The sequence below is a fragment of the Sphingobacterium sp. UBA865 genome, assembly GCF_002295765.1.
Taxonomy (GTDB): domain Bacteria; phylum Bacteroidota; class Bacteroidia; order Sphingobacteriales; family Sphingobacteriaceae; genus Sphingobacterium; species Sphingobacterium multivorum.
Map to the genome: position 1 here is coordinate 156,143 of NZ_DBGB01000022.1, position 25,045 is coordinate 181,187.

Here is a 25,045-nt window from a genome sequence, read left to right on the forward strand (position 1 = left end):
TTGATTAAAAAATAACATGAGTACATTAGTTTCAGAATCATTACTTCAACAAGTGTTGGGAGCTTTCAAAGAGCAAGGCGTTTCAGACGAACCTTCGTTTTTCGTGGAAGCCCGCCAACTTGCATTCGAGCGTTTCGAAGCAGCAGGCTTTCCCACCGTTAAGAATGAAGAATGGAAATATACAAACATCCACAGTATTATCAATAAGCCTTATGCGCTTGATGTCGATGTGGATATCGAAGGCTTAGACTTTAGTGCAGGTGAGATTCCGCAGTTGGATGCCTACCGCATTATTTTGGTGAATGGTCAGTATGTATTAGCAGTAAGTGAATTAGAAAATGTAAAGGGACTGTCGGTTATTCCAATGGATGAAGCCACTTCAGAGCCTGCATTTGAGTCCCATTTTGCTAAATATGCGGATAAGTCAGACAATATTATGGTCGCTTTGAATACGGCTGCTTTTACCAATGGTGTTTTTATCCATTTGAAAAAGGGAGTTGTACTTGATAAACCAATACAGATTATTCACGTCGCTACAGGGAAAGAGGATTTCTTTTCACAAACACGTAATTTGATCGTTGTCGAGCCAAATGCAGAACTTGAATTGATCGAAAGCTTTATCACTGCAGAAGGTACCGCAAATAATGTGCACAATAAGGTCTCTGAGATTATCGTCAAAGAGAATGCTAAAGTACAACATTATTATTTGCAGCTCGCGGAATCTGTAAGCCGTTACTTTAATCATACAGAGGTATATCAAGAAAAATACAGTCTTTACAATAATTACAACTGTAATTTTCCAGGCGCTTCGTTTATCCGTAACAATATCAACGTCCGTTTGGATGCCGAGCATGTGGAGAGCCATTTATATGGAATCAACTTAACGGCTGCCGATCAATTGGTCGATAATCATACCATCGTAGACCACCTGAAACCACATTGTGAGTCCTATGAATGGTATAAAAATATTACACAGGACAAGTCCGTTGCGGTTTTCAATGGAAAAATCTTTGTGCGCGAGGATGCGCAGAAAACGAATGCTTTTCAACAGAATAATAATATGTTGATGTCAGACAATTCGGCGGTTTATACCAAACCACAGTTGGAAATCTTTGCCGATGACGTAAAATGTTCACACGGGTGTACCATCGGTCAGTTTGATAATGAAGCGCTGTTTTATCTGAGAGCAAGAGGAATTGGCGAAGAGTCTGCCCGTATCCTGTTGGTGCACGCATTTGCATTTGACGTAACGACACGTTTCTCAAATGAGGTTGTTCGCAAATATGTTGAAGAGCTTGTAGAAGAAAACCTAAGAACAAATTAAATCCATTTAGGATCATATAGCTTTTAAATATGGCGTTTACTGAATAGGTAAACGCCATTTTTTTTCATAGACCAATACATCATAGCCTTCGTATCAAGCGCCAAGTTGCGTCTTGTTGCTCTTGCTTGGACGGAAGAGCGTTTAATCGTATTGGGAGAAGCGCTTAAAGTTATCATTGTTTGCTGTAGGGTAGACCCTAGTAATTTTGGATATCAACTTCGTCATTTTCACGGTATAACAACGGATCTTAATCGGAGCTACAACGCTATTTGTTCGCTCACAACCGAAGAAGCACCGAACAAGTACCGAACAAGCTCCGAAGAAGCACCGAGGAAGCTATGAATGGAACCAACGTTGAAACTAATCCGTTCTTGGTACTTGCTTTAAATTGTGCTAATAATTTTTTCGGCAATTTTAGTTAAAATCAAACAAAGATAAAGGTGATGAAGGGCTGAAATGTAGGGAATAACAGAGCACTATTAAACGAAAAAAGCTTCCAAATTTTGGAAGCTTTTTTGAGCGAAAGACGAGATTCGAACTCGCGACCCCAACCTTGGCAAGGTTGTGCTCTACCAACTGAGCTACTTTCGCGTTGATGTTACAAAAGTAAGGCATTTATTCGTATTCTGCAAGAGGAAAAGCAAAAAATATTAACTTAAATTGATCGCATCAACACAATTAATACCGTCTATAGCCGCCGAAATGATACCGCCGGCATAACCTGCCCCTTCACCACAAGGGTAAAGTCCTTTGACCTGAGGGTGTTGTAAATCTTCTTTATTTCTAGGAATCCGAATCGGTGAAGATGTACGTGACTCTACACCGACTAAAATGGCTTCATTGGTATAATACCCTTTCATCTTTTTGCCAAAGATGGGCAACGCACCGCGTAATGCTTCGTGAACAAAAACAGGTAGCACTTCGGTGAGATCTGCAGATGCTGTTCCGGGCTTGTACGAGTTTTCTGGCAGATCCATAGATACACGTCCTTCGACAAAGTCGACCATGCGTTGCGCCGGAGCAACGAGCTTACCGCCACCTACGGCAAAAGCCTTTCGTTCGATCTCTTTCTGAAAATTCAGTAATGCAAATGGATCCCTATGTGCATTGGCAACGTCCTCAAGGTTGATCTGAATAACGGTGCCTGAATTGGCGTGCGGATTATTTCGTTTGGATGGTGACCATCCGTTGACAACGATTTCATCTAAATCTGTTGCACAGGGAGCAATGACGCCGCCTGGGCACATGCAGAATGAAAATACACCACGGTCATTCACCTGTTCAACCAGGCTATAATAGGCTGGCGGCAAATGCTCGCTTCTTACCTGGCAGTGGTATTGCGCCTGATCAATGATTGCCTGCGGGTGCTCGATACGCACGCCCAAAGCAAATGCTTTGGCTTCGATCAGCCAATTGTTGCGATGAAAAAGCTCGAAAATATCCCGCGCAGAGTGCCCTGTTGCTACAATGACATGATCTGCCTTAATTTCTTCACCATTGGCTAATTTGACACCGCGTACTTGACCGAAGGATTCTAAAATGTCATCGACACGTTGGTCAAAATGAAATTCGCCCCCAAATTCAAGGACGCTCTCGCGCATGGCTTCAATAATATGCGGCAATTTATTTGTACCGATATGTGGGCGCGCATTGACCAGAATATCCGTCGTTGCCCCATGGGAAACGAAAAGTCTGAGTACTTTGTCTACGTCACCTCGCTTATTGGAACGTGTATATAATTTTCCGTCTGAGTACGTTCCAGCTCCACCTTCGCCAAAGCAGTAGTTTGACTCAGGGTTTACGATGCCTTCCCGGTTCAACTTAGCTAGATCGCGTCTACGGTCTTGGACCTTTTTACCGCGTTCGATTACAATTGGTTTGAGACCACGTTCAATACAGCGTATTGCTGCAAACAGGCCGGCAGGGCCCGCGCCAATAATAATAACGGGTTTTCCGTCTTTAACGGACTTAAAATTATTTTCGTAGATTTCTGGAACAGGAAGCTCGTCAATGTAGTAAATAACCCGAGCTCGATAAACAACCTGCTTGCTTCGGGCATCAATGGAACGTTTGCGGATTTTATAACCTTTGACTTGTTGAGGTTGGACTTTCAGGGCTTTGATCCCTTGCTGTAGAATATACTGATCGTCCTCGATTCTTTCTGGAAGTATCGCAATTTCAATTTCTTTTTGCATAGTATAAGGGCTGGGTTTTTATCCCAAAACCGGGACAAAGTTAATGAATATTGGCTATTTGGAGATTTGGAAATAAAAATATTCTTATCTTAGTAAGAGCTTGGTATATGCTTTGATAGTGTAACCGTATAATTTGAATAGTATTTAATTCTTTGAACAATGAAAATTAAAAGATTTTTGGTCGCCCTATGTGGTTTATTTGCATTAGTATCATTAAACTCCTGTGGCTACAATACGATGGTCTCACAAGATGAGAATGTTAAAGGAAAATGGGCACAAGTTGAAAATGCGTATCAACGTCGTGCGGATCTAGTTCCAAATTTGGTTAATACGGTAAAAGGAGCGGCAAAACACGAAGAAAGTACATTGACAGCTGTTGTAGAGGCACGAGCTAAAGCTACTTCGGTGACGATTAATGCCGATGACTTGTCTGAGGAGAATATTGCCAAGTTTCAAAAAGTTCAGGATGAATTCAGCGGTTCGTTGAGTCGTCTTTTGGCGTCTGTTGAAGCTTATCCTGATTTGAAAGCCAATCAGAACTTTTTGGAATTACAAGCACAGCTGGAAGGTACTGAAAATCGTATTTCAACAGAACGTAGATCTTACAATGAAGCGGTACAGCAATATAATACCACCGTACGTAGCTTCCCGAATAATTTAATGGCGGGGATGTTCGGATTTAAGGCAAAAGGTACATTTACTGCGGCCCCAGGTTCGGATAAAGCGCCAACGGTATCATTCTAACAGCAAATTGTTAGGAATGAACAGGATGATGGATGATGCGGCTTTCGTAGAAGCACATCATCCATTTTTTTATCGTGTTTTAATTAGTTTAGACCCTTTGAATCTGGAATAACCGGTATGGTAATCTAGTTTTGGAGTGCAAACGTATACAAACTATGGCATTAAATTCTGAAGAACAAGAGAAGATCGTTCACGCTATTAATGTAGCTGAAAATGAGACTTCTGGTGAGATTCGTGTAGTGGTCGAAAATCATTGCCCCGACGAGGTACATGATCGTGCAACCTATTATTTTTCCAAATTGGGCATGCATAAGACTACATTGAAAAATGGTGTTCTTATCTATATCGCGCTGGAAGACCATAAATTTTCCATTATCGGCGATAAGGGAATTCACCAACGTGTAGAAGGTGATTTTTGGAACAGTACCAAAGATCTAATGGTGGCGGAGTTTCGGGTGGATCGCATTGTTGAGGGCTTGGTCAAGGGGATCGAACATGCGGGTAAACAATTGGCAAAATTCTTCCCGCGTGAACACGATGACATCAACGAGCTTCCAAATGATATTGTTTTTGGAGACCGTTAGTTGTTAAGTGACTAGAAACAGTCCCGAAAAGCTATTTCCTGTCTCACAAATAAACTGATAAAGATCGTGATAAACCCGATTTCGGGATTCACCGAACGCCATTTGCATGAAAACTGCTCAAGGCAAATAAAAATGAATAAAAGAGAATTATAGGATGAAATTTGTATCGAGATTATTTTCTCGGGTTCGGATCCCTGCTATGGCTATGTTGCTTTGTTTGCTGTCGGTAGCCACAGTATTGGGTCAAGATTTCCCAGAAACATCAAATAGGCTTGTCAATGATTATACAAACACATTGACCGCAAGTCAGAAGCAATTATTGGAGCAGAAGCTATTGGCATTTGAGGATTCCGCATCTACGCAGATTGCAGTGGTTATGATGAATTCTACCGGTGGCTATGATATTTCTGATTATGCGGTTCGTTTAGCGAAAAAATGGGGTATTGGGAATAAAAAGTATAATAACGGTATTCTGTTGTTGGTCGCTCTGGGAGATCGGGCGGTGACTATTCAAACAGGTTATGGCATAGAGGGCGCTGTCCCGGATGCCATTGCATATCGTATTATTGAAAATGATATCAAGCCGGCTTTTCGTCAGGGCGATTACTACAAAGGAGTGGACGATGCGACCAGTTCCTTAATTTCCTACACAAAAGGTGAGTACAAAGCTGATCCAAAACAACCGAAAGGAAAGGGATCAGGTTCGGTGATGTTTGTTGTTATTATTGTGATAGTCTTGGTTGTTCTTTTCTCCAATCGCGGTGGACGAGGTGGTGGCGGTGGTGGCCGTGTGATGAATGGACGCGGCGCTTCTGATATCTTTTGGTGGACATTGCTGAATGGTCTTGGCGGCGGTGGCGGCCGAGGTGGCGGCGGTGGCTTCGGCGGAGGCTCTGGTGGCGGATTTGGCGGTTTCGGTGGCGGTGATTTTGGTGGTGGTGGTGCTTCCGGACGTTGGTAACATCTTTGCTAAATAATGTTAAATAGGACGACAGTGAAACGGAAATGTTTTACATTTATGGGAAGTATATAATTATGAAAAAGGGAATATTAATGGGTTTAAGCTTTTTACCAGCCTTGTTAATGGCACAAGAAAGCTTCACGGTTACAGGAAAAGTAAACACGACGTCAGACAAAGCGAAAGTGTTTATGCAGTATGCTGCGAATGGCACTCGTCAGACTGATTCAGCAACGGTCGTAAAAGGCGAATTTAAGTTCAACGGACAGGTAGCTACACCAACAAAAGGTATGATGATCTATTCGCCGGAGGGCTTAACTTTTGCAGAACTTAGAAATAGTCAAAAGCAACCTGAGACAGCACAGTTATATCTTTCTAAAGGCGTTATCAAAGTCGATGCTACCAAAGGGTTTAAAAATGCAACGGTCTCAGGTACGGCGCTTAATGACGATCTGACGCAGTACAAGGCTTTTGTGAAACCGCATACGGATGCGTTCGAGGCATTGAACCAACAATATTATGCGGCTTCGGAGACGCAAAAACAGGATCCTAAATTCATCGAAGGCTTACAAAAACAAGCTGGTGAGATTTCCGAAAAAATGGAAAAAGCAGATGCTGAATTTATTAACAAAAACCCAAAAAGCTGGTATACGTTGGATTTGTTGTCTGAGAATGTCAGCGGTGAAAACGTCAATGAATATGTAGCTTCTTTTGAGAAAATGTCTCCTGAACTGAAAGATTCTGAAAAAGGGAAGGAATTGGCTGAGCGTATCCAGAAATTGAAAGCAGTAGCTGTTGGTTCGGTAGCTCCTGACTTCACATTGCCAGACACAACAGGAAAGAATATTTCCTTATCTTCCTTAAGAGGAAAATATGTTTTGTTGGATTTTTGGGCAAGTTGGTGTGGTCCTTGTCGTCATGAGAACCCGAATGTCGTTGCGGCTTTCAATAAATTTAAAGATAAAGGATTTACCGTGTTTGGTGTTTCTTTAGACAATCCCGGTAAAAAAGATGCTTGGGTGAAAGCTATCCATGATGATAATTTACAACAATGGCCACACGTTTCAGATCTACAGGGCTGGAAATCAGCTCCGGTAAAATTGTACGAAGTACGTGGTATTCCGCAAAACTTCCTCATTGATCCTTCTGGTAAAATTGTCGCATCAAATTTAAGAGGTGAGGCTTTGGATGCGAAGTTAGCTGAATTGCTAAAGTAAACTGATATTTAGTTGCCATTGGGCATGAATAACCCCTAATTGTTATACTCATGTGAACTGAGTCTGCAATGAGGGGTTTCTTTTTATAGTCGTCCTCATCCAATCGCTTTTTTGGCGCCGCGACTAATTGACGACTCTAAAAGGGGAATAGCGTGACGACTGCAAAACATTGAATGAATTCGCTAACTTCGTCTGCTGCTCTAGCGAATCATTTCATGAAACCGCCATATCCTCGTAACAGCGGGATTAGGGGATGATGAATCCTAGGTATTTAAACATGGTGATCAATGGGATTTCTAGCGCTATTGGGGTTATAAAATTGTAAAGATGAAGAAAACAGTAATTTTGGGTATATTCTTGGGGACGGTGATTGCTTCCTGCGGTGGCGATCAAGATAAGGGAATTCCTGTTGTCAACCTAGAGGCGTTGCATGCCATACCTTTGGATCACCCGATTGATCAATTGGCTAAAGACACGACATTTATCGATGTTACGTTGCCGCCTAATGCCCGGATCGATCAGTTGTCACAACAGGAGCTGGGTCAACTAAAGGCTGCGGCATATCGTTTTTATCAGCATGTTACACTGGAAAATAATCAATACCGTGTTGATCTTAAAGATCCAAAGGTCCTACACCTATCGGAACAGGTTATTAAGGCATATGAACAGGCGATCAGCAATACGAATCATTTTGCGGACTCGATGGCCAAAGCTGGTCAGGCCATTCAGTTGCCGCCGGTATCTGAAGAATACCGCAATAATTTGCTTAAATAACAACTGGGATTGATATGGAGCTCATGTACGCTTATGGAATATGACCGTTCGGGTATCAGGCCTTTACAAAGAATTTGAACAAATCAAGAAACACAAGGCATAAAAAAAGAGTATACATCACGATGTATACTCTTTTTTTATTGTTAGTCAAGAATAAACTAGATCATTTACAACGAAAGGATTTCAATGATACGAAGCAGATCTTCATTCATTTTTACGTTATGCTTGATGGCGCTCTTAAAGGGTGTGAATCTTACTTCACTGCAGATCAGTCCGGCCATTTCACCTCTGCGGCCTTGTAGTAAAGCCTCTACCGCTGCAACTCCAAGCCTGCTGGCCAATACGCGGTCCATGCAAGTAGGGCTTCCGCCACGCTGAATATGTCCTAAAATAGATAATCTAACGTCGTAATGCGGGAAATTTTCCTTGATTTTTTCCGATACCACCATACCGCCTTCTTTGTCGCCTTCAGCAACAATAATAATGCGGGATGATTTATTTTTACGGCTTTTGTCAAGTCTTTTCATAATCGCATCATAGTCTACCTCGAACTCAGGAACCAGAACTGCCTCAGCACCGGTACTGATACCAGAACGGACGGCGATAAGACCAGAGTCGCGGCCCATCACTTCGATCACAAAAAGTCTATCGTGAGACTCGGCGGTGTCGCGAATTTTGTCTACGGCTTGGATAACTGTATTAATGGCTGTATCATAGCCAATAGTGAAGTCTGTGCCGGCCAAATCGTTATCGATTGTGCCCGGAAGACCGATGATAGGAAAATCGAATTCTTCGATAAATTTGGATGCGCCGGTAAATGTACCATCGCCACCGATAACAACCATGGCATCAATACCGTGGCTGCGTAAATTTTCATAAGCCTGCTTACGTCCTTCAATTGTTTTGAAAGCCTCGCTGCGGGCTGTTTTTAGGATAGTACCACCACGTTGTATGATATTGGCTACAGATTTAGCATCCATAGGGATAATCTCACCATTAACTAGACCATCATAACCTCTGCGTACCCCAAATACTTCAAGATTATTGTAGATCCCCGCTCTAACAACAGCGCGGATACCAGCATTCATTCCTGGAGCATCTCCTCCAGATGTCAAAACAGCAATTTTTTTAATGTTACTCATACGTACTCAAACTTAGCTATTTTTAAGCGTATATACAATTATATTTCCGTTATTAGAAGTCGCCAATATCGCTATTAAGAACAAGCAATCGCTTTATTAACTGCAATTCATCTAAGTGTGAGCTAAAGATAATGCAAATTTAATAATTGCTTGTTCTCTGCTGTTAATCTCGACGGATACCTTCTGCTGTATACAGGCTATTTTTTTGCCTTAAATGCATCAATTCCGCTCTGTAAAAACGCTTTATATTGTTCAATATTTCTATTTGCACCAGACTGAGGTACCAATACCTTTCCAGTGGCGTCTACAATAACATATAACGGTTGTGAATTGCTATTGAACGTCGATGCTTGGAAATCACTGTTTTTATTTCCTATCGTTTTAATCTTTTTGCCACTGTATTTTGATACGAATTGTTCGTTTGCAGGTAATTCTGTTTTATCATCGACAAACAATTCGGCCATAACAAATTCTTCCTTCAATAGTTTGGCAACCGCAGGATCAGTCCAGACATTTGCTTCCATCTCCCGACAGTTAACACAGTTCCAACCTGTAAAATCTATCAATACAGGTTTATTCAGTTCTTTTGCTGTTTCCAAGGCCTGATCATAATCATAATATGGATCAAATCCTTTTGGTGTACCGCGTTCGTGAAAAATCTCCGCGTATTTTTTGACTTTACCATCACTGTGTGCGGGAGCGGCTGCTATTCCTGCCGACAGGTCAAAGTCCTGTGTTGCCGAGGGTGGCAAGAAAGCTGAAATTGATTTTAGGGGAGCTCCCCATAGCCCCGGTACCATATAGATAACGAAGGAGAATACAATGATAGCGAGAATAGTTCTCGGTACGGAGAGGAATTTTAATTCACTGTCATGTGAAAATTTAATCTTTCCAATAAGATATAAGCCCATCATACTAAAGATGGCAATCCATAGCGATAAGAACACCTCCCGATCCAGCCAATTCCAATGGTAGGCCAAATCTACATTTGATAAGAATTTCAGTGCCAGTGCAAGCTCTAAGAAGCCGAGTACAACCTTCACCGAATTTAACCAGCCACCAGATTTTGGCAGGGATTTTAACATCGAAGGGAACATCGCAAATAAGCCAAAAGGAATTGCAAGTGCTATAGAAAAGCCAAGCATACCGATTGCGGGACCTAGGCGTTCTCCTTTTGAGGCCGCTTCGACCAATAAGGTGCCAATAATGGGGCCAGTACAGGAGAAGGAGACCAGTGAAAGGCTGAATGCCATAAAGAAAAGCCCTACGAGACCGCCTTTGTCGGATTTGGCATCCATTTTATTGACAAAAGAACTCGGTAACGTGATTTCAAAAGCACCAAAAAAGGATGCGGCGAAAACAACTAATAAGAGGAAGAATAGGAAGTTAAATACCCCATTTGTGGATAAAGCATTCAATGCATCCGAACCAAAGGAAATGGTAATAATCATTCCTAAAGCGACATAGATCACAATAATAAAGAGACCGTAGAGGAGTGCCTTGCTGATACCGCTTGCGCGGCTTCCAGCCTGTTTTGTAAAATAACTTACGGTAAGTGGGAGCATTGGAAATATACATGGCATGAGTAGCGCTGCGAAGCCGCCAACTAATCCTGCGATAAAGATACTCCAAAGTGATTTTTTACTTGATTCTTGCCCGGAGGGAGCGTTTGCCTTAACAGGAGCTATTTTGCTGCTGTCCTGACTAACCATTGTGTCAGGTGAAGCTGTAAAATTTAGATCCTCAGGTACCGCTTCAACAGCGGTAGCTGTATCCGGTGATGATTCAAATTGAAGTCCTTCTGTACTTGTTAAACTATCTTGTGCGGAGGCAAAAGTTGCTGTCGTTAAAGAAAGACTGAAAAAAGCAATTAAAAGTAGAATGAATGTGTTTTTTAACATGCGTATGAATTTCTGATGTTATGGTCAAAAATAAAAAAAGGCGATGAGAATCGCCTTATTAATTTATCCGTGTAGAATCATTTTTACTATTTGATTGTCACAGCAAAAGCATATTCGTCTGGAGGAAGACATTGTGATGCATCACATGCTTGCCATTCAACAGTGCCTTTAACGGTGGCAGTTCCTTTGTTTAAAGTTACTTTTTGTTGGAAAATTACCTCGTTTGTAAAATAACCAACATCCATCTTAAATACATCCTCGTGTTTTACTTTTGGTTTCGGCTCTGCAGTTTTACCTACCAATGTATAATCTGCCGCTTTAGCAAAGTTGAAAGAAGTTGGAATTGGGCCACCATCTTTCACATTTTGTGAATATATGTGCCATCCATTTTGGATTGTAGCTTTTACATAAACTACAGCTTCTTTGTTATTTAACTTTTTGCTCGCCACAGTCCATTTTACCGGTTTGTGAATCTGAGCGAATGCTCCCGTAACTGCAAAAATTACCACAGTCATTAACAGTATTAACTTTTTCATCAGAATTTAATTTGTTCTTTCCTTTTTCACTACAATGATTGCAGTGTGTTCTTGTTCTTTGATACTTCGGGTGAATAAAGGTTTAATCACGCTGTTGACAAATTTAGAACAAAGGTTTGACAATCCTAAAATGGGTTATCCTTTTTTTGTAAAGATTAAGTAATAAGATGTGTAATTTCTTTGATATCAAATTCGCGCAAGGTGTCTTCCAAAAGAACCAGTAGCTTCCCGTCATTAGACACCTGTTGAATAATGCCAGTTTTTTTGATGCCGTCGACTAGGAATGGTCTTTCTTCACCTCTCCAAAACAATAACGCGTTGTAGCGGTTTAACTGATATTGAGCCCCCTCCTTATACAGGTTCAGGTACTCCTGTTGGATCACTTGGAATAACTCCTGTGCCAGTTCCTTGATGTTGTAATCCTGTCGATCGGTCAGGCAGGCGAGCGAGGTTATTGTTGTTGCTGTGTCAAAATTAATTTGATTAATATTTACACCAATGCCAATAATTGCGTGGTCTATTTTACTGCCTTTTAATTTATTTTCTATTAAAATGCCTGTTATTTTCTTTGAATTGACGTAAATATCATTGGGCCATTTCACGGCTACAGGCTGCTCGGTTTTGCTTTTCAGCCAATTGACGGTTGCAATGGCGATTGTGGCGGAAAGCGCAAATTGTTCCGCTATGGGCAGGAAATGAGGCTTTAAGAGGATCGATGTTGTTAGATTTTTCCCTGGTTCACTGACCCAGGAGCTTCCACGCTGCCCCTTGCCCTGAAATTGTTCTTCTGCTAAAATGGCAGTCCCCTCAGCTAGTGGCTTGAAATTTGACAATAATTCCCTGAGATAATCGTTTGTAGAGGCGACTTTGTCAAGATATATTGTATTTTGACCGATGATAAGTCCCGAAATATTGTTATTTTGCAAACTGAAAGTATTAAATAAATATTAAGTCAAAACTATCACATTTTTTAATGAGTAAAAATAAAAGTTCAGAATTGTCCCAACGTCTATCAGAAATTATCGTTTATGGTATGCAAGAAAAGAAAGCAAACGAGATCGTTCGCTTGGATTTAAGAGATCTTCACAGTTCTGTTTCCGATTATTTTGTGATTTGTCATGCCGATTCTAACATTCAGGTGAATGCGATAGCAAAGAGTGTCGAAGAAGAAGTCTATAAGGCATTTGGTCAAGAACCCCAATATAAAGAAGGACAATCCAATGGTGAATGGTTGATTTTGGATTTTGTGGATGTGGTTGTACATATCTTTAAGACCGAAAAAAGAGCGCATTATGGTATCGAGGATTTATGGGGAGATGCAGAAGTACAGCATTTCCAAAGCGCTTAATTGTCCTCAACGAAAAAATTTATAAAGAAAATATAATTACGATATAATGAAAAAAATCCCGAGTAGTAAGGTAAGCCCGAAACCGCCAAAATTCAATTTTGTGTGGCTTATGATTGCCATGTTTTTAGGTTTTTTTGCCTTACAGTACGTTTTTGGAGAAAGCCCAGCTAAGGAAGTTAGCTATAGTGATTTTGAGACACGTATGTTGAATACAGGCGCTGTAGAGCGTCTCGTCGCCTATAAAAAGAATGATCTTGTCGAAGTGGAGGTCTATCTAAAAAAGGGCTGGAAAGATAACCCAAGTTTTAAAGACGCTACAAAAGCTGCTGATCCGCTTCCAAGTCTATCAGGACAGGAAGACAAGGGTCCACAATATATTTTTAAGGATGCCTCTCCCGATGTTTTAGAAAAGAAATTAGCTGCATCGCAAGCGGAATTAACGCCAGGTACACCAAAGGTCCAGTTGACTTATGATGATCGTTCCAACCCTTGGGCAAGCTGGTTTATCACGTTTATGTTGCCGTTGTTGGTATTGGCTGCAATCTGGATCTTCTTGATGCGTCGTATGGGCGGTGGTGCTGGCGGCGGTGGCGGTGCGATCTTTAATATAGGTAAATCCAAGGCGACGTTGTTTGATAAAGAATCGCAGATCAATATCACATTTAATGATGTTGCTGGTCTTGAAGAAGCGAAACAAGAAGTTATGGAGATTGTGGATTTCTTAAAAAATCCACGTAAGTATACCAATCTAGGGGGTAAAATTCCGAAAGGCGCTTTGCTTGTAGGGCCTCCAGGAACAGGTAAGACTTTATTGGCTAAAGCTGTAGCCGGAGAGGCTCAAGTGCCATTTTTCTCGCTATCCGGATCTGACTTTGTCGAAATGTTTGTGGGTGTAGGTGCATCGCGTGTTCGCGATTTGTTTAAGCAAGCGAAAGAGAAAGCGCCATGTATCATTTTTATCGATGAGATTGACGCTATAGGTCGTGCTCGTGGTAAAAACTCGATGATGGGCGGTAATGACGAGCGTGAAAATACATTGAACCAATTATTGGTGGAGATGGATGGTTTCGGTACGGATTCAGGCGTTATTATTTTAGCGGCTACTAACCGTATCGATGTACTGGATACAGCATTGTTGCGTCCAGGACGTTTTGACCGTCAAATTTCTATTGATAAACCGGATTTGATTGGCCGTGAGCAAATTTTCAAAGTGCATCTAAAGCCGTTGAAATTATCGGCTGAGGTCGATGCAAAAAAATTATCGGCGCAGACACCTGGTTTTGCGGGAGCTGAAATTGCCAACGTGTGTAACGAAGCAGCCCTTATTGCTGCCCGTAAAAATAAACCCGAGATTGATATGCAGGATTTTCAGGATGCCGTTGATCGTGTGATCGGTGGTCTTGAGAAGAAAAACAAAATCATCTCTCCGGAAGAGAAACGTATTGTTGCTTATCATGAGGCTGGGCACGCTATTGCGGGCTGGTTTTTAGAGCACGCCGATCCTTTGGTAAAAGTGTCTATTGTACCACGTGGTGTCGCTGCTTTGGGTTATGCACAGTATCTTCCCCGTGAGCAGTTCCTATATACGACAGAACAGCTTATAGACAGTTTATGTATGACTATGGGTGGTCGTGTCGCTGAAGATATTACTTTTGGAAGAATTTCAACAGGTGCTCAAAATGACTTAGAGCGTATCACGCAACTTTCTTATGCGATGATTGCAATCTACGGTATGAATGATAAAGTTGGAAATGTTTCCTTCCGAGATAGTTCTGAGGCATCTTTCCAAAAGCCGTATTCTGACAAAACGGCAGAGCTGATTGATGCAGAGGTACGTAACTTAATTAATGACGTCTATGCACGTACCAAACAGTTATTGCTGGATAAACGTGAGGGTTTGATTAAAATAGCAGAAAAGCTATTGGAAAAAGAGATTCTTTTTCAGTCGGACTTGGAAGAGATATTAGGTAAACGTCCATTTGAAACCAAGACTACTTACGAGGAGTTTGTGAATGGTGCTGATGGTGGTGGAGTTCCACAGACAGATTTACCGTTGGATGTTCATCCGGACGAAGCGCGATCTAACGAAGGGCAGAGTTCAGAAACACCCTCCAATAATTTGAATTAATTTGAATGCTGCAGCGCTAGAGTGATCTAGCGCTGCATTTATATATATTTGCGCCATGAACGTGAAGAACGCAACAGCGAAAGAGATAATGTTAAAACGGGTACGTCAGGCATTACTACAGAAAAACGATAATCCACATCCCAATTTCAAAGAAACGCCGCTTTATAAAGAAGAGGATGAGTTGGTGGATATTGTTTTTGTTCGCGAATTGACTGCTGCGGGAGGCAAGTTTCTGTATTGTGATGGCGAGATCGGTCTGATTGAAAATCTGATTTTATTGACCGAGGAGAATAATATCAAAAATATATACGCTTGGGAACAAGGTGTTCAAAATTTACTCAGTCCATATGGTTTCCCTTTTTTAAAAACAGCGGAAGATTTTGAATCAGCAAATGCGAGCATTACCTCATGTGAAGCATTGGTTGCACGTAATGGAAGTGTTATGGTGAGTAATGCAAATGCTTCAGGACGCAGGTTGAGTATATATCCTCCAATTCATATTGTCATTGCCAAAGCTTCGCAATTGGTTTGGGATCTAAAGGATGCTTTAGCCTATATGCAGAAGCGTTACGGTCAGGAAATACCGACAATGATTTCGACAATTACCGGCCCCTCCAGGACGGCTGATATTGAGAAAAGATTGGTTTTGGGTGCACACGGACCAAAAGAACTTTACGTTTTACTTTTAGAGGATCGATTCTAGGAATTACTATGCTATTATATTATCTAACAGAAATGCCTATTGCGAGTATTATTTTCTTTTTTACGCTCGCTACCAGTATCTATACGTTTTCACATGAACAACTTTACGGTAAACTGATGTTGCATCCGTATAGTATCGCACGTAATCGAAAATGGTATACCATCCTTACCAGTGGCTTTGTGCATAAAGATTGGGGGCATCTGCTGTTTAATATGCTTACCTTCTATTATTTTGCATTTTGTTTGGAGCGCATACTTGCAGAAGCAAGTCCATACGGTCATATTTTATTTGCCGTAATCTATGTCGGTAGTTTGATCTTGAGCGATATTCCAACAATCATCCAGCAAAAAAATAACCCCGGTTACTATAGTTTAGGCGCTTCAGGTGCGATTTGTGCGGTTCTGTTTAGCTACATTCTTTTCGATCCGAAAATTACCATTGGTGTGATGATGATTATACCGATGCCGGCTTATCTGTTTGCATTTTTGTTTTTAGGTTACTGTGTGTGGGCGTCAAAAAAAGCGCAAGATGGTATAAATCACGATGCTCATTTCTTTGGCGCATTGTCGGGTCTGATCTTGACGATTATCTGTTTCCCTTGGGTTATTAAGCATTGTTTGGCTCAGTTTTAAAATTTTCCACCCCAGGTTTCCCGATCTAAATTTCTATACTGGATCGCTTCGGCGAGATGATGATTTTCGATCATTTTACTTTGCTCCATATCAGCGATTGTTCGAGCAACTTTGAGTATTCTATCGTATGCTCTTGCAGATAGGCTCAGACGTTCAATAGCCGTTTTAAGTAACTTCCTTCCGGGCTCATCAATCTGACATATTTCTCGGGTCAATTGTGTACTCATCTGGGCATTACAATGGATGTCTGGGAAGGATTTAAAACGTTCTTTCTGGATTTCGCGTGTCTGAATGACCCGACGGCGTACCGTGCGGCTATCATCTATAGAACGTGTTGTATTCAATTCATCAAATAGCACGGGGGTGACTTCGATGTGGAGGTCTATACGGTCTAAAAGTGGTCCTGATATTTTGCTTAGATAACGCTGAACGGTGTTAGTGCCGCAGATGCATTCTTTCTCGGGGTGATTGAAATAACCACAGGGGCAGGGATTCATGGCAGCAATGAGCATAAAACTTGCGGGGTACTCGACGGTAAGTTTAGCTCTTGATATCGTAATTTGACGCGATTCAAGTGGCTGACGCATGACTTCGAGGACGCTCCGTTTGAATTCTGGCAATTCGTCAAGGAATAATACGCCATGGTGGGATAAAGAAATTTCACCCGGCAATGGATTTGAGCCGCCCCCTACCATGGCCACATCGGATATTGTATGATGTGGAGAACGAAAGGGCCGTGCAGTGACGAGGGAGTCTTTCGCCTTTAGATTTCCAGACACAGAGTGTATTTTGGTCGTTTCCAGCGATTCGGTCATATTGAGTGGGGGAAGGATCGTTGGTAGTCTTTTTGCCAACATGGTTTTTCCTGCTCCTGGTGGACCTATTAAAATAAGGTTATGTCCACCAGATGCTGCGATTTCCAGCGCTCGTTTGATATTCTCCTGTCCTTGTACATCAGAGAAATCGACGTCATAAATGGCCGTATCATCCTGAAAAAATGTTTGTATGTTAACTTTTGTAGGCTCGATTGTTACAGTATGATTGAGAAATTCCACTACTTGGGTCAGATTTTCTACACCAATAACATCGATTTCAGTGACGATAGCTGCCTCTTTTGCATTGGCTTTAGGTAATATTATTCCTTTAAACCCTTCTTTGCGCGCCTGTAATGCAATTGGTAGAACACCACGTATGGGCTTAATACTTCCGTCTAATGATAGCTCGCCTAAAATAAGATAGTCTTCCAGACGGATATTTGTGATTTGGCCGGAAGATGCTAATATGCCTATTGCAATTGATAGGTCGTAACTTGAACCTTCTTTACGAATATCTGCGGGTGCCAAGTTGACAACGATCTTTTGGCGTGGCATGTGAAGTTGACAGGAATTAATGGCACTTTCGATACGTCTTAAGCTTTCTTTAACGGCATTGTCAGGCAGGCCAACGATATAATAATGGAGGCCAGTAGATACGATTACCTCGACGGTAATAGTGCAGGCATTTATCCCATAGACGGCGCTGCAATAGGTTTTATTTAGCATAATTTTCATAATCGACTGATTTAAAGATACTAAAAAATTGAGTAAGTTAATAATTGTCGGGTGAAATATTGATGGAGGATCCAAGATTACCGAAAAAAATGATTATATTGTTAATATAGTTCCTTATTAATAACGGATAAAAAGCATTGTTTGGCAAACGATTTGCTTTGTTAATTGTATTATTAACGAGGACTAGATTCTTCGTAATAGATTTAGAACTTTAAAAGAAAAAGAAATGAATGACACAAGTAAAGTAGCTTTGGCGTTATTAGCCGGTCTTGCCGCGGGTGCAGCTTTGGGAGTTTTATTTGCTCCAGACAAAGGGTCGGATACAAGAGATAAAATAAATGATTCATTAAGCGATTTGAGTGATGCTATTCGGGAAAGAGCAGAGGAGCAATTTGATCAGTTGAATGATTTCAAAGAGAAGATTGTTTCTACGTTAAAAGGGAAGTTAAATCAGGCAGAAGAAGTGCTGGATGATGATATCATCGAACATGCATAGTTCGCAGATTATTCAAAAGAATAATTGGTGTAGAGTACATATTATCAGGCTATTTCGCGAGATAGCTGTTTTTACGATAGCTGCGCGCTCTTCATGGGTATAGAGTAGTGCTGTGTTGCGGTTATAAGATACAGCGTTTTCGTTTTTTTAGTTATGGGCTGAAATAGCCTGAATAAATTTTAGATGCATGGAAGAAGAAAAATTTTCACTAAGTGGTACGTTTCAAAAGACCAAGGAGTATATTGACTCCCAATTTAAACTTGTTAAATTAAAAACAATTGAACGATCATCTCGTTTAATTGCAAGCTTAGTGGTAGATGCAACTAAGCTTATTTTTACTTTATTTGTTCTGTTTTTCTTATGCTTAGCACTAGGTTTTTGGCTGGGAGAGTTATTGGGTAGTTATTCATTAGGTTTTTTGGCAACAGCAGGTATCTTCTTAGTGATCATTATCCTAATCCGCGTTTTTGAGCCTATGCTGGAATCAAAATTTATGGATCTCTCCATTCGACGTTTTTTGGCTAAATGGAACGATGAAATTGAGGAAGAAGAGGAAGAACTGCATAAAGAAAAACTTGATAGAGAAAGGGCTACAAATGAACAATAAACAGACCAAAATACGTAATTTACAGGAACTTAAAGCTGAAATATTGCGCTTAAAGACATTAAAGAATGAGCAGGAGCTATATCTAAAGGCTCAATTTACATTGCTTAACAATAAAATAGAGGCCCCCATCCGTTTTTTTAATTCCTTAAAAAATAATATCCCGGGTGCGAATATTATACAGCAGATGTTTGCCAAAAGTAATAATCCAGATTCTGATTGGTTAACGAAGATCTTACGTATTGGGGTTCCCTTTGTTATGAATAGGTTGTTCCTAAAAAATACGGGCGTTTTAAAGAAAGCGCTGATGTTGCTGTTATCAGAGCGTGCTGTCGGCCAGATCAATCAAGATAAAATCACCGGCCTCATCGGTAAATTAACGAGCTTTATTCGTCCCAAGAAAAAGAAGAAAAATAAAGCTGCGGAAGCTGAAAATGCAGTGATCAAGGATGAGGTTAACGAGTACGGAATTCCTTCCTATAGCGAGACCTACTAATGCGATCGCGTTGGATTTATTCAAAAGCATTTGCTTCTTTCTTCAAAAAATCCGCATAAGCTAGTTGAATGCCTTCCCGAAGGTTAACTCGATGTTTCCAGCCCAGCGCATGTAGTTTTGAGACATCCATGAGTTTTCGCGGTGTTCCGTCAGGTTTGGAACTGTCGAAGGAAATAGTTCCCTGGTAACCAATGACGTCTTTAATCAATTCGGCAAGTTCCTTAATGCTTAAATCTTCGCCAATGCCAATGTTGACAAATTGTTTCTCGTCGTAATTATTCATTAAGAAAACGCAGGCATCTGCCAGGTCATCGGAAAAAAGAAATTCCCGTAAGGGGGTCCCTGTTCCCCAGATCATAACTTCAGGGAGCTGATTGATTTTAGCTTCATGAAATCTTCTGATCAAGGCCGGTAAGACATGTGAATTTTGCGGATGGTAATTGTCGTTAATTCCGTAAAGATTTGTTGGCATAACGGAGATATAATTGCATCCATACTGATCCCTGAAAGCTTCCGCCATTTTTATTCCCGCGATTTTAGCAATTGCGTAAGGCTCATTTGTAGGCTCCAGAGTACCCGTGAGTAGCATGTCTTCATTCAAAGGCTGCGGAGCCATTTTTGGATAGATACAGCTTGAGCCTAAGAACATTAATTTTTTAACCTTATTATCGTAGGAAGATTTGATGACGTTATTCTGTATAGCCATATTCTCGTAGATAAAATCAGCGCGATAGGTGTTGTTCGCCATGATCCCGCCAACTTTGGCTGCGGCTAAGAAAACATAGTCCGGTTTTTCCTGATCGAAAAAATCAGCCACTGCTTGCTGATTGCGCAGATCTAATTCGGAAGATGTGCGTGTGACAATGTTGTTGTACCCAAGCTCCGATAGTTTGCGATGAATTGCCGATCCGACCATTCCACGATGGCCTGCTATATAAATTTTAGCGTCTTTCTCCACGATAAGTTATTGATTCCTGCAAACTTAGATAAATTGCTTTTTATATGCAATATAATTCGCCCGTGTGGATGCAATTTATGCATTCCTGTGTCTGCTACAGGACTTCAGATTGTTCTGTAATTACCGGTATTCGTGCTGTCTCTCAGATTTATTTTTTTTAGCGGGAATATAAGGTTATTTTTGCGGGATATTTATTAAAAAATGGGAAAGGACAAACTACGTAAATTTGCTGAAGTTGCTACTTTTGAAAATGTAATCCAACTCGACGCAGGCAAAGAATATAAAGGAAAATGGGCTGAGAAGCAATTTGGTAACAATAATCCAGTTGTTTTGGAGCTTGCTTGTGGTAAAGGTGAGTATACTGTTAATCTAGCGAGATTGTTTCCGGAGAAAAATTTCATCGGTATCGATTTTAAAGGTAATCGTATTTGGCGAGGAGCCAAAACAGCTTTGGAGGATGGAATTCGGAATGTTGCTTTTCTTCGGATACAAATTGAGACTATCCTTGAACATTTTGCTGAAAATGAAATTGATGAGATCTGGATTACCTTTCCGGATCCGCAACCGCAAGATAGCCGAGAAAAGAAACGATTGACCGGGCCAAAGTTTTTGGAACGTTATAAAATCATTATGAAGCCTGAAGGAATGATGAATCTGAAAACAGACAATGACGGTTTTTATGCTTACACACTAGAGCAGATCGATTTACAGGGTTTGAAAAAATATAAGGAAACGACAGATCTTTACCATTCAGACTTGGTTGATAACGTTTTATCCATTAAAACATATTACGAACGGAAGTATTTGGCGCATGACAAGAACATTAACTATGTGAAGTGGAGTTTCGAGAAGGCTTAAGCCTTAACGCTTCTATTGTAATAAAGAGCCCAACGAAAGTTTGGGCTCTTTTTGTTTTCTTCAGTATTGCGGATACTGAAGCTTTGATCACCCACTTTTTACCCCAGTTGGCAGCTGTGTCTACGGTTATTTACTCTTGTCGTAGTTTTACATGAAAGTTACCGTATACTTCCAGTATAGTTACGGTATTGTTTTAGCATGGATATAGTAGTTATGTAAAATACTAAATAGCTACTTAAAGGGGGGAGTAAATTTACTTAAAACATCCTAGAATCCTCCTTTCGGGCCCTTTCCGACGGTCTTATAATTCCTAAAAGACTAAGTAATTCTTGTTTTTTTTATTTTAATATGGGCTTTTAAATAATTTCGATTTATTTCGTTTTTTAAATATTATTAATTATTTTCGATTTGTAAATATAAAATAACCAAAGAAAGATCGCTTAAAAGCGTGCCTAATGCATGATAATCCCTTCAGGGTGAACTTCAAAGCATTTTATTAAAACGGTAATAGTATGATAAAAGGAAATGCTATTCGAAACAATTGTTAACAAAAAGAAAACATTAAGTTAAAACAAACTTTTTGTTAAGAATATATTTTTGTGCCAAATTGAAAATTAACAATTTACACCAATAACTATGTTTAGTATTAACCCTATCCAAATTAATCTAAGGCACTCCTCCTCGAAAGTGCTATTTGTGGCATTAGCAATTGCCTGTAATATGGATTTTACAGCAATGGCGGCTCCACTAGGATCTGATCAAGCTGTGCATGCAGTTAAGCAGACCAAGATTAGAGTAAAAGGGCAAGTTGTCGATAATCAGACGAAAGAACCTTTGGCATCCGTATCAATCCTTGCAGCGGGTGTAGTTAAAGGAGCGACGGACAGAAATGGTAATTTCGATATTGAAGTAGAATCAGGGACAGCAATCCGTTTTCAGCTAATCGGTTACGAAGCGGAAACGCAAACTTTTTCGTCAGCCCAATTGAATGCTAAAATTTTTTTAAGTTCGAGATCGGAGGCGCTCAATGAAGTCGTTGTGACAGCACTAGGCATACAGCGAGAAGAGAAGGCATTAGGCTATTCCATAAGCACGGTCAAAGGCGAGGAATTGACGAATGCAATTTCAAACAATTGGACGGATGCTCTAACAGGAAAAGTCGCTGGTTTGAATTTGGTAAAGTCGGGTGCGGGGCCATTGGGATCCAATCAGATTATTTTAAGAGGGGAAACATCTTTTACGGGCGATAATTCCGCATTGATTGTTGTGGATGGTGTTGTCATGGGAGGAGGGACGCGGATGACCGGTAATGGTAGTTCCAATTATTTGGATAGTGATTCTCCTGTAGATTTTGGAACATCATTGGCGGATATTAATCCGGATGATATCGAGTCCGTTTCAGTATTGAAAGGACCAGGCGCTTCAGCGCTCTATGGTTCCCGTGGCGCACATGGCGCGGTGATTATTACCACAAAAAAGGGAAAAGGGGCTAAAAATAAAATTGGTGTATCCGTTAATTCGAATACGGCAATTGGGACAATTAACAGATGGCCCGATTATCAATACGAATATGGTCAAGGTGCGATTGATCAGGATCTTTATTATTCCTACGGACAGTCAGAGGATGGTGCAAGTACTTTAAGTACGTCTTCTGCTTGGGGACCCAAATTTGATGGACAGTATTATTACCAGTACGATCCTAATTTCTATCGTTTGACACCTCCAGAGCGGACTTTATGGAGACCCTATGAAAACAACCGAAAGGATCTTTTCCAAACGGAGCTCACGTCTACCAATTCGATCAGTATTTCTGGTGCCACAGAAAAGACCAGCTCAAGGTTTTCTTATACGAATGTGACGAATAAATGGATTATTCCCAACATGGGCTATAATCGGAATACCATCGCGATGCAGTTCAATAATAAGATTACGGATAAGTTGAGTCTTTCAACAAAAATTAATTTTAATAATAGAGGATCAGACAATTTACCAAATAGCGGTTATAACAATCAAAGTTACATGTACTTTGTACGGGGCATTGTGCCGAATGTGAATGCAGCTTGGCTAGAGCAGAATTGGATTCTAGGAAAGGAAGGAATTGAACAGATGACTCCGTTTTCAAACCTGTTGGATAATCCAAGAACCATATCTTATGATATGATCAATGCGCAGGATAAAAACAATATTATTGGAAATTTACAGGCCGATTATAAATTCAATAAGGAGTTGAATTTGATGGTGCGGACAGGAATCGATTGGAGCTATGATAAACGCAAACAATCGAGACCATTTGATACCTATAAGTACGCTTATGGCTATTACCGGGAGCAGTCCATCAATAACCAGGAAATTACTTCCGACTTTTTATTGCAATATAACAATCAACGGAACAATCTTCACAAATTTGGCGCATCGGTTGGAGGTTCATTGATGCACAATAAGTATATTAAAGATGATGCTTACGCTAATAGTCTTATTTATCCAAACCAATATAATTTTGCCAATGCGAGGGAAAAAATCGTTTATTTACCTTACCGCGAGGAATATGCAGCCAATAGCTTATATGCCTTACTAAATTATAGTTATAAGGATATGATTTTTGTCGATGCAACGAATCGTATCGACTGGGCGAGTACATTAGCATCTCCGAAACGGAATGAAGTTAAACCATTTATATACCCTTCGCTTAATACAAGTTTTGTTATTTCCCAATTGCTAAACCTGCCAAAAGCGATAAATTTTTGGAAAGTCAGAGCATCGATTGCTCAAGTCGGAGGTGGAGGAAAACGGGCTTATCTAAACTCTTATGGTTACCGTAGTGTTGAGGGGACCACTGGAGGGCTTACAAATCCAACCACCGTTCCAGATGAAAATCTGACGTTCGAAAGTACGCGTTCTTATGAAGTAGGAACAGATTTTAGAATGTTCAGAGATCGACTTAGATTAGATCTTACTCTGTATTCAAACTCGACATTTGATCAGATTATTGAGTCTCCGCTGGATCCTTCAAGCGGTTTCAGAAATCAGATTACGAATGCTGGAGAGGTACGGAATAGGGGGATAGAGATTGCGCTTTCTGGCGATATTATCAAGAAGAAAGATGGCTTAAATTGGAATATGTATGGAAATTTTACGAGCTATGATTCGAAAGTTATTTCCATACCTGCAGATCTGCAAGGAGAATTAGTGCTATCCACGTTGTTTGGAAGTAGAGGAACAATTGTGGCCATACCTGGTAAACGATTTGGTGATATCTATGGACTCGGATATGAGCGAAATCAGGATGGTCAAATTATTTATGAAAATGGACTTCCTGTATTGTCCCAACAGAACATGTATATCGGTAATCCAAATGCAACGACCAAATTTGGTTGGGGGAATGAATTTAAATACAAAGGATTTAGATTTAATTTCTTATTTGATGGTCAATTCGGCGGAGTGGGATATTCGTTGACGCATGCCGTATTGATGGAAGAGGGAAAATTAAAAAAGACAATTCCGGGACGATATAATGGTATTATCGGCGATGGTGTTGTGAAGAATAGTGATGGAAGCTACAGCAAGAATACAGTTGTTGCGTCTGCTGGAGATTATTATGCTAAACATTTTAACCGGGATAATATAGAATCAAATACGTTTTCCACGGACTTTATAAAGCTTCGTGAGGTCAGATTTGACTATACATTACCTAAGTCTTTTGTTGAACGCTTGAAAATTGAGCGCGCATCAATTGGCGTGTACGGAAGAGATCTGTTTGTCATGACCAAATGGCCTTCATTTGACCCAGAGTTTGGATCGCTAAATTCAAGCGGTATTGAGAAGGGCGCAGAGATTGCCCAGTTCCCTTCAACCCGCACAATGGGTGTCAATTTATCATTCTCATTTTAAATCCAGCGT

22 protein-coding genes and 1 tRNA gene are annotated in these 25,045 nt (G+C 40.6%); 15 read left to right on the plus strand and 8 right to left on the minus strand.

All coding sequences use genetic code 11. The features are described from left to right. The first annotated feature begins 16 nt into the window (after positions 1–16). Complete coding sequence (gene sufD / locus B2O97_RS12565) at positions 17–1,324, plus strand: Fe-S cluster assembly protein SufD (protein WP_286710273.1); 1,308 nt, start codon at positions 17–19, stop codon at positions 1,322–1,324. 518 nt (positions 1,325–1,842) lie between these two features. Here sufD and B2O97_RS12570 read toward each other — a convergent pair. Both B2O97_RS12570 and B2O97_RS12575 read right to left on the minus strand, forming a co-directional pair. Then, positions 1,843–1,915: transfer RNA gene (locus B2O97_RS12570), tRNA-Gly, on the minus strand. A 59-nt stretch (positions 1,916–1,974) separates the two neighbouring features. Beyond that, entirely contained in the window at positions 1,975–3,519 is a 1,545-nt protein-coding gene (locus tag B2O97_RS12575) for an NAD(P)/FAD-dependent oxidoreductase (RefSeq protein WP_286767498.1), read from the minus strand. 165 nt (positions 3,520–3,684) lie between these two features. Here B2O97_RS12575 and B2O97_RS12580 point away from each other — a divergent pair, with 165 nt between their 5' ends. From B2O97_RS12580 to B2O97_RS12600, 5 genes are all read left to right on the plus strand, one after another. Continuing rightward, a complete protein-coding gene (locus tag B2O97_RS12580; protein ID WP_046673163.1) occupies positions 3,685–4,263 on the plus strand; it encodes a LemA family protein in 579 nt (192 codons plus the stop codon). A 155-nt stretch (positions 4,264–4,418) separates the two neighbouring features. Further along, positions 4,419–4,847 (plus strand): TPM domain-containing protein, encoded by a 429-nt coding sequence (locus tag B2O97_RS12585; protein ID WP_070561453.1) that lies wholly within the window; start codon positions 4,419–4,421, stop codon positions 4,845–4,847. A 199-nt stretch (positions 4,848–5,046) separates the two neighbouring features. Further along, a complete protein-coding gene (locus B2O97_RS12590) occupies positions 5,047–5,808 on the plus strand; it encodes a TPM domain-containing protein (protein WP_046673124.1) in 762 nt (253 codons plus the stop codon). A gap of 74 nt (positions 5,809–5,882) precedes the next feature. Then, entirely contained in the window at positions 5,883–7,022 is a 1,140-nt protein-coding gene (locus B2O97_RS12595; protein WP_070561522.1) for a TlpA disulfide reductase family protein, read from the plus strand. A 327-nt stretch (positions 7,023–7,349) separates the two neighbouring features. Continuing rightward, complete coding sequence (locus B2O97_RS12600; protein WP_070561451.1) at positions 7,350–7,796, plus strand: hypothetical protein; 447 nt, start codon at positions 7,350–7,352, stop codon at positions 7,794–7,796. Between the two features lie 167 nt (positions 7,797–7,963). Here the strand turns inward: B2O97_RS12600 and pfkA are convergent, their stop codons facing one another. The 4 genes from pfkA to B2O97_RS12620 form a co-directional block, all read right to left on the minus strand. Then, positions 7,964–8,938 (minus strand): 6-phosphofructokinase, encoded by a 975-nt coding sequence (pfkA, locus tag B2O97_RS12605; RefSeq protein ID WP_046673127.1) that lies wholly within the window; start codon positions 8,936–8,938, stop codon positions 7,964–7,966. A gap of 197 nt (positions 8,939–9,135) precedes the next feature. Then, positions 9,136–10,839 (minus strand): protein-disulfide reductase DsbD family protein, encoded by a 1,704-nt coding sequence (locus B2O97_RS12610; RefSeq protein WP_070561449.1) that lies wholly within the window; start codon positions 10,837–10,839, stop codon positions 9,136–9,138. An 86-nt stretch (positions 10,840–10,925) separates the two neighbouring features. Beyond that, positions 10,926–11,375, minus strand: coding sequence for a protein-disulfide reductase DsbD domain-containing protein (locus B2O97_RS12615; protein WP_070561447.1), 450 nt, complete (start codon positions 11,373–11,375; stop codon positions 10,926–10,928). Positions 11,376–11,530: 155 nt separating this feature from the next. Next, positions 11,531–12,301 (minus strand): biotin--[acetyl-CoA-carboxylase] ligase, encoded by a 771-nt coding sequence (locus B2O97_RS12620; RefSeq protein WP_083295773.1) that lies wholly within the window; start codon positions 12,299–12,301, stop codon positions 11,531–11,533. A 47-nt stretch (positions 12,302–12,348) separates the two neighbouring features. Between B2O97_RS12620 and rsfS the strand changes: the two genes are divergently transcribed. The 4 genes from rsfS to B2O97_RS12640 are packed head-to-tail and all read left to right on the plus strand — an operon-like array spanning position 12,349 to position 16,186. Continuing rightward, positions 12,349–12,723, plus strand: coding sequence for a ribosome silencing factor (gene rsfS, locus B2O97_RS12625; protein ID WP_046673130.1), 375 nt, complete (start codon positions 12,349–12,351; stop codon positions 12,721–12,723). 46 nt (positions 12,724–12,769) lie between these two features. After that, on the plus strand, positions 12,770–14,851 hold the full coding sequence (gene ftsH, locus B2O97_RS12630) for an ATP-dependent zinc metalloprotease FtsH (protein WP_112375078.1): 2,082 nt from the start codon (positions 12,770–12,772) through the stop codon (positions 14,849–14,851). Between the two features lie 55 nt (positions 14,852–14,906). Next, complete coding sequence (locus B2O97_RS12635) at positions 14,907–15,554, plus strand: LutC/YkgG family protein (RefSeq protein ID WP_070561445.1); 648 nt, start codon at positions 14,907–14,909, stop codon at positions 15,552–15,554. Between the two features lie 8 nt (positions 15,555–15,562). Then, positions 15,563–16,186 (plus strand): rhomboid family intramembrane serine protease, encoded by a 624-nt coding sequence (locus tag B2O97_RS12640; protein WP_286710272.1) that lies wholly within the window; start codon positions 15,563–15,565, stop codon positions 16,184–16,186. Here B2O97_RS12640 and B2O97_RS12645 read toward each other — a convergent pair. Continuing rightward, positions 16,183–17,727 (minus strand): YifB family Mg chelatase-like AAA ATPase, encoded by a 1,545-nt coding sequence (locus B2O97_RS12645; protein WP_070561518.1) that lies wholly within the window; start codon positions 17,725–17,727, stop codon positions 16,183–16,185. The two genes, B2O97_RS12640 and B2O97_RS12645, sit on opposite strands and share 4 nt — an antisense overlap. A 235-nt stretch (positions 17,728–17,962) precedes the next feature. Between B2O97_RS12645 and B2O97_RS12650 the strand changes: the two genes are divergently transcribed. The 3 genes from B2O97_RS12650 to B2O97_RS12660 all read left to right on the plus strand — a co-directional run bounded on the left by B2O97_RS12650 (position 17,963) and on the right by B2O97_RS12660 (position 19,332). Next, complete coding sequence (locus tag B2O97_RS12650; RefSeq protein ID WP_070561440.1) at positions 17,963–18,232, plus strand: YtxH domain-containing protein; 270 nt, start codon at positions 17,963–17,965, stop codon at positions 18,230–18,232. A gap of 187 nt (positions 18,233–18,419) precedes the next feature. Next, a complete protein-coding gene (locus B2O97_RS12655) occupies positions 18,420–18,839 on the plus strand; it encodes a hypothetical protein (protein ID WP_070561438.1) in 420 nt (139 codons plus the stop codon). Continuing rightward, positions 18,829–19,332 carry a hypothetical protein gene (locus B2O97_RS12660; protein WP_070561436.1) on the plus strand — a complete coding sequence of 168 codons (504 nt, stop codon included), beginning with the start codon at positions 18,829–18,831 and terminating at the stop codon, positions 19,330–19,332. Before B2O97_RS12655 ends, B2O97_RS12660 begins: the two co-directional genes overlap by 11 nt. A 16-nt stretch (positions 19,333–19,348) precedes the next feature. On the opposite strand, the gene fcl is transcribed toward B2O97_RS12660, so the two are convergent. Continuing rightward, on the minus strand, positions 19,349–20,290 hold the full coding sequence (gene fcl, locus B2O97_RS12665) for a GDP-L-fucose synthase (protein ID WP_070561434.1): 942 nt from the start codon (positions 20,288–20,290) through the stop codon (positions 19,349–19,351). A 201-nt stretch (positions 20,291–20,491) separates the two neighbouring features. Here fcl and trmB point away from each other — a divergent pair, with 201 nt between their 5' ends. Continuing rightward, positions 20,492–21,148 (plus strand): tRNA (guanosine(46)-N7)-methyltransferase TrmB, encoded by a 657-nt coding sequence (gene trmB / locus B2O97_RS12670; protein ID WP_070561432.1) that lies wholly within the window; start codon positions 20,492–20,494, stop codon positions 21,146–21,148. A 636-nt stretch (positions 21,149–21,784) separates the two neighbouring features. Beyond that, entirely contained in the window at positions 21,785–25,036 is a 3,252-nt protein-coding gene (locus B2O97_RS12675) for a SusC/RagA family TonB-linked outer membrane protein (RefSeq protein ID WP_083295772.1), read from the plus strand. Positions 25,037–25,045: the final 9 nt, after the last annotated feature.

Coding starts and splice junctions, on each gene's coding strand:
- sufD (WP_286710273.1), top strand. CDS start 17: ATGAGTACATTAGTTTCAGAATCATTACTTCAACAAGTGTTGGGAGCT.
- B2O97_RS12575 (WP_286767498.1), bottom strand. CDS start 3,519: ATGCAAAAAGAAATTGAAATTGCGATACTTCCAGAAAGAATCGAGGAC.
- B2O97_RS12585 (WP_070561453.1), top strand. CDS start 4,419: ATGGCATTAAATTCTGAAGAACAAGAGAAGATCGTTCACGCTATTAAT.
- B2O97_RS12590 (WP_046673124.1), top strand. CDS start 5,047: ATGGCTATGTTGCTTTGTTTGCTGTCGGTAGCCACAGTATTGGGTCAA.
- B2O97_RS12595 (WP_070561522.1), top strand. CDS start 5,883: ATGAAAAAGGGAATATTAATGGGTTTAAGCTTTTTACCAGCCTTGTTA.
- B2O97_RS12600 (WP_070561451.1), top strand. CDS start 7,350: ATGAAGAAAACAGTAATTTTGGGTATATTCTTGGGGACGGTGATTGCT.
- pfkA (WP_046673127.1), bottom strand. CDS start 8,938: ATGAGTAACATTAAAAAAATTGCTGTTTTGACATCTGGAGGAGATGCT.
- B2O97_RS12610 (WP_070561449.1), bottom strand. CDS start 10,839: ATGTTAAAAAACACATTCATTCTACTTTTAATTGCTTTTTTCAGTCTT.
- B2O97_RS12615 (WP_070561447.1), bottom strand. CDS start 11,375: ATGAAAAAGTTAATACTGTTAATGACTGTGGTAATTTTTGCAGTTACG.
- rsfS (WP_046673130.1), top strand. CDS start 12,349: ATGAGTAAAAATAAAAGTTCAGAATTGTCCCAACGTCTATCAGAAATT.
- ftsH (WP_112375078.1), top strand. CDS start 12,770: ATGAAAAAAATCCCGAGTAGTAAGGTAAGCCCGAAACCGCCAAAATTC.
- B2O97_RS12635 (WP_070561445.1), top strand. CDS start 14,907: ATGAACGTGAAGAACGCAACAGCGAAAGAGATAATGTTAAAACGGGTA.
- B2O97_RS12640 (WP_286710272.1), top strand. CDS start 15,563: ATGCTATTATATTATCTAACAGAAATGCCTATTGCGAGTATTATTTTC.
- B2O97_RS12645 (WP_070561518.1), bottom strand. CDS start 17,727: ATGCTAAATAAAACCTATTGCAGCGCCGTCTATGGGATAAATGCCTGC.
- B2O97_RS12650 (WP_070561440.1), top strand. CDS start 17,963: ATGAATGACACAAGTAAAGTAGCTTTGGCGTTATTAGCCGGTCTTGCC.
- B2O97_RS12655 (WP_070561438.1), top strand. CDS start 18,420: ATGGAAGAAGAAAAATTTTCACTAAGTGGTACGTTTCAAAAGACCAAG.
- B2O97_RS12660 (WP_070561436.1), top strand. CDS start 18,829: ATGAACAATAAACAGACCAAAATACGTAATTTACAGGAACTTAAAGCT.
- trmB (WP_070561432.1), top strand. CDS start 20,492: ATGGGAAAGGACAAACTACGTAAATTTGCTGAAGTTGCTACTTTTGAA.
- B2O97_RS12675 (WP_083295772.1), top strand. CDS start 21,785: ATGTTTAGTATTAACCCTATCCAAATTAATCTAAGGCACTCCTCCTCG.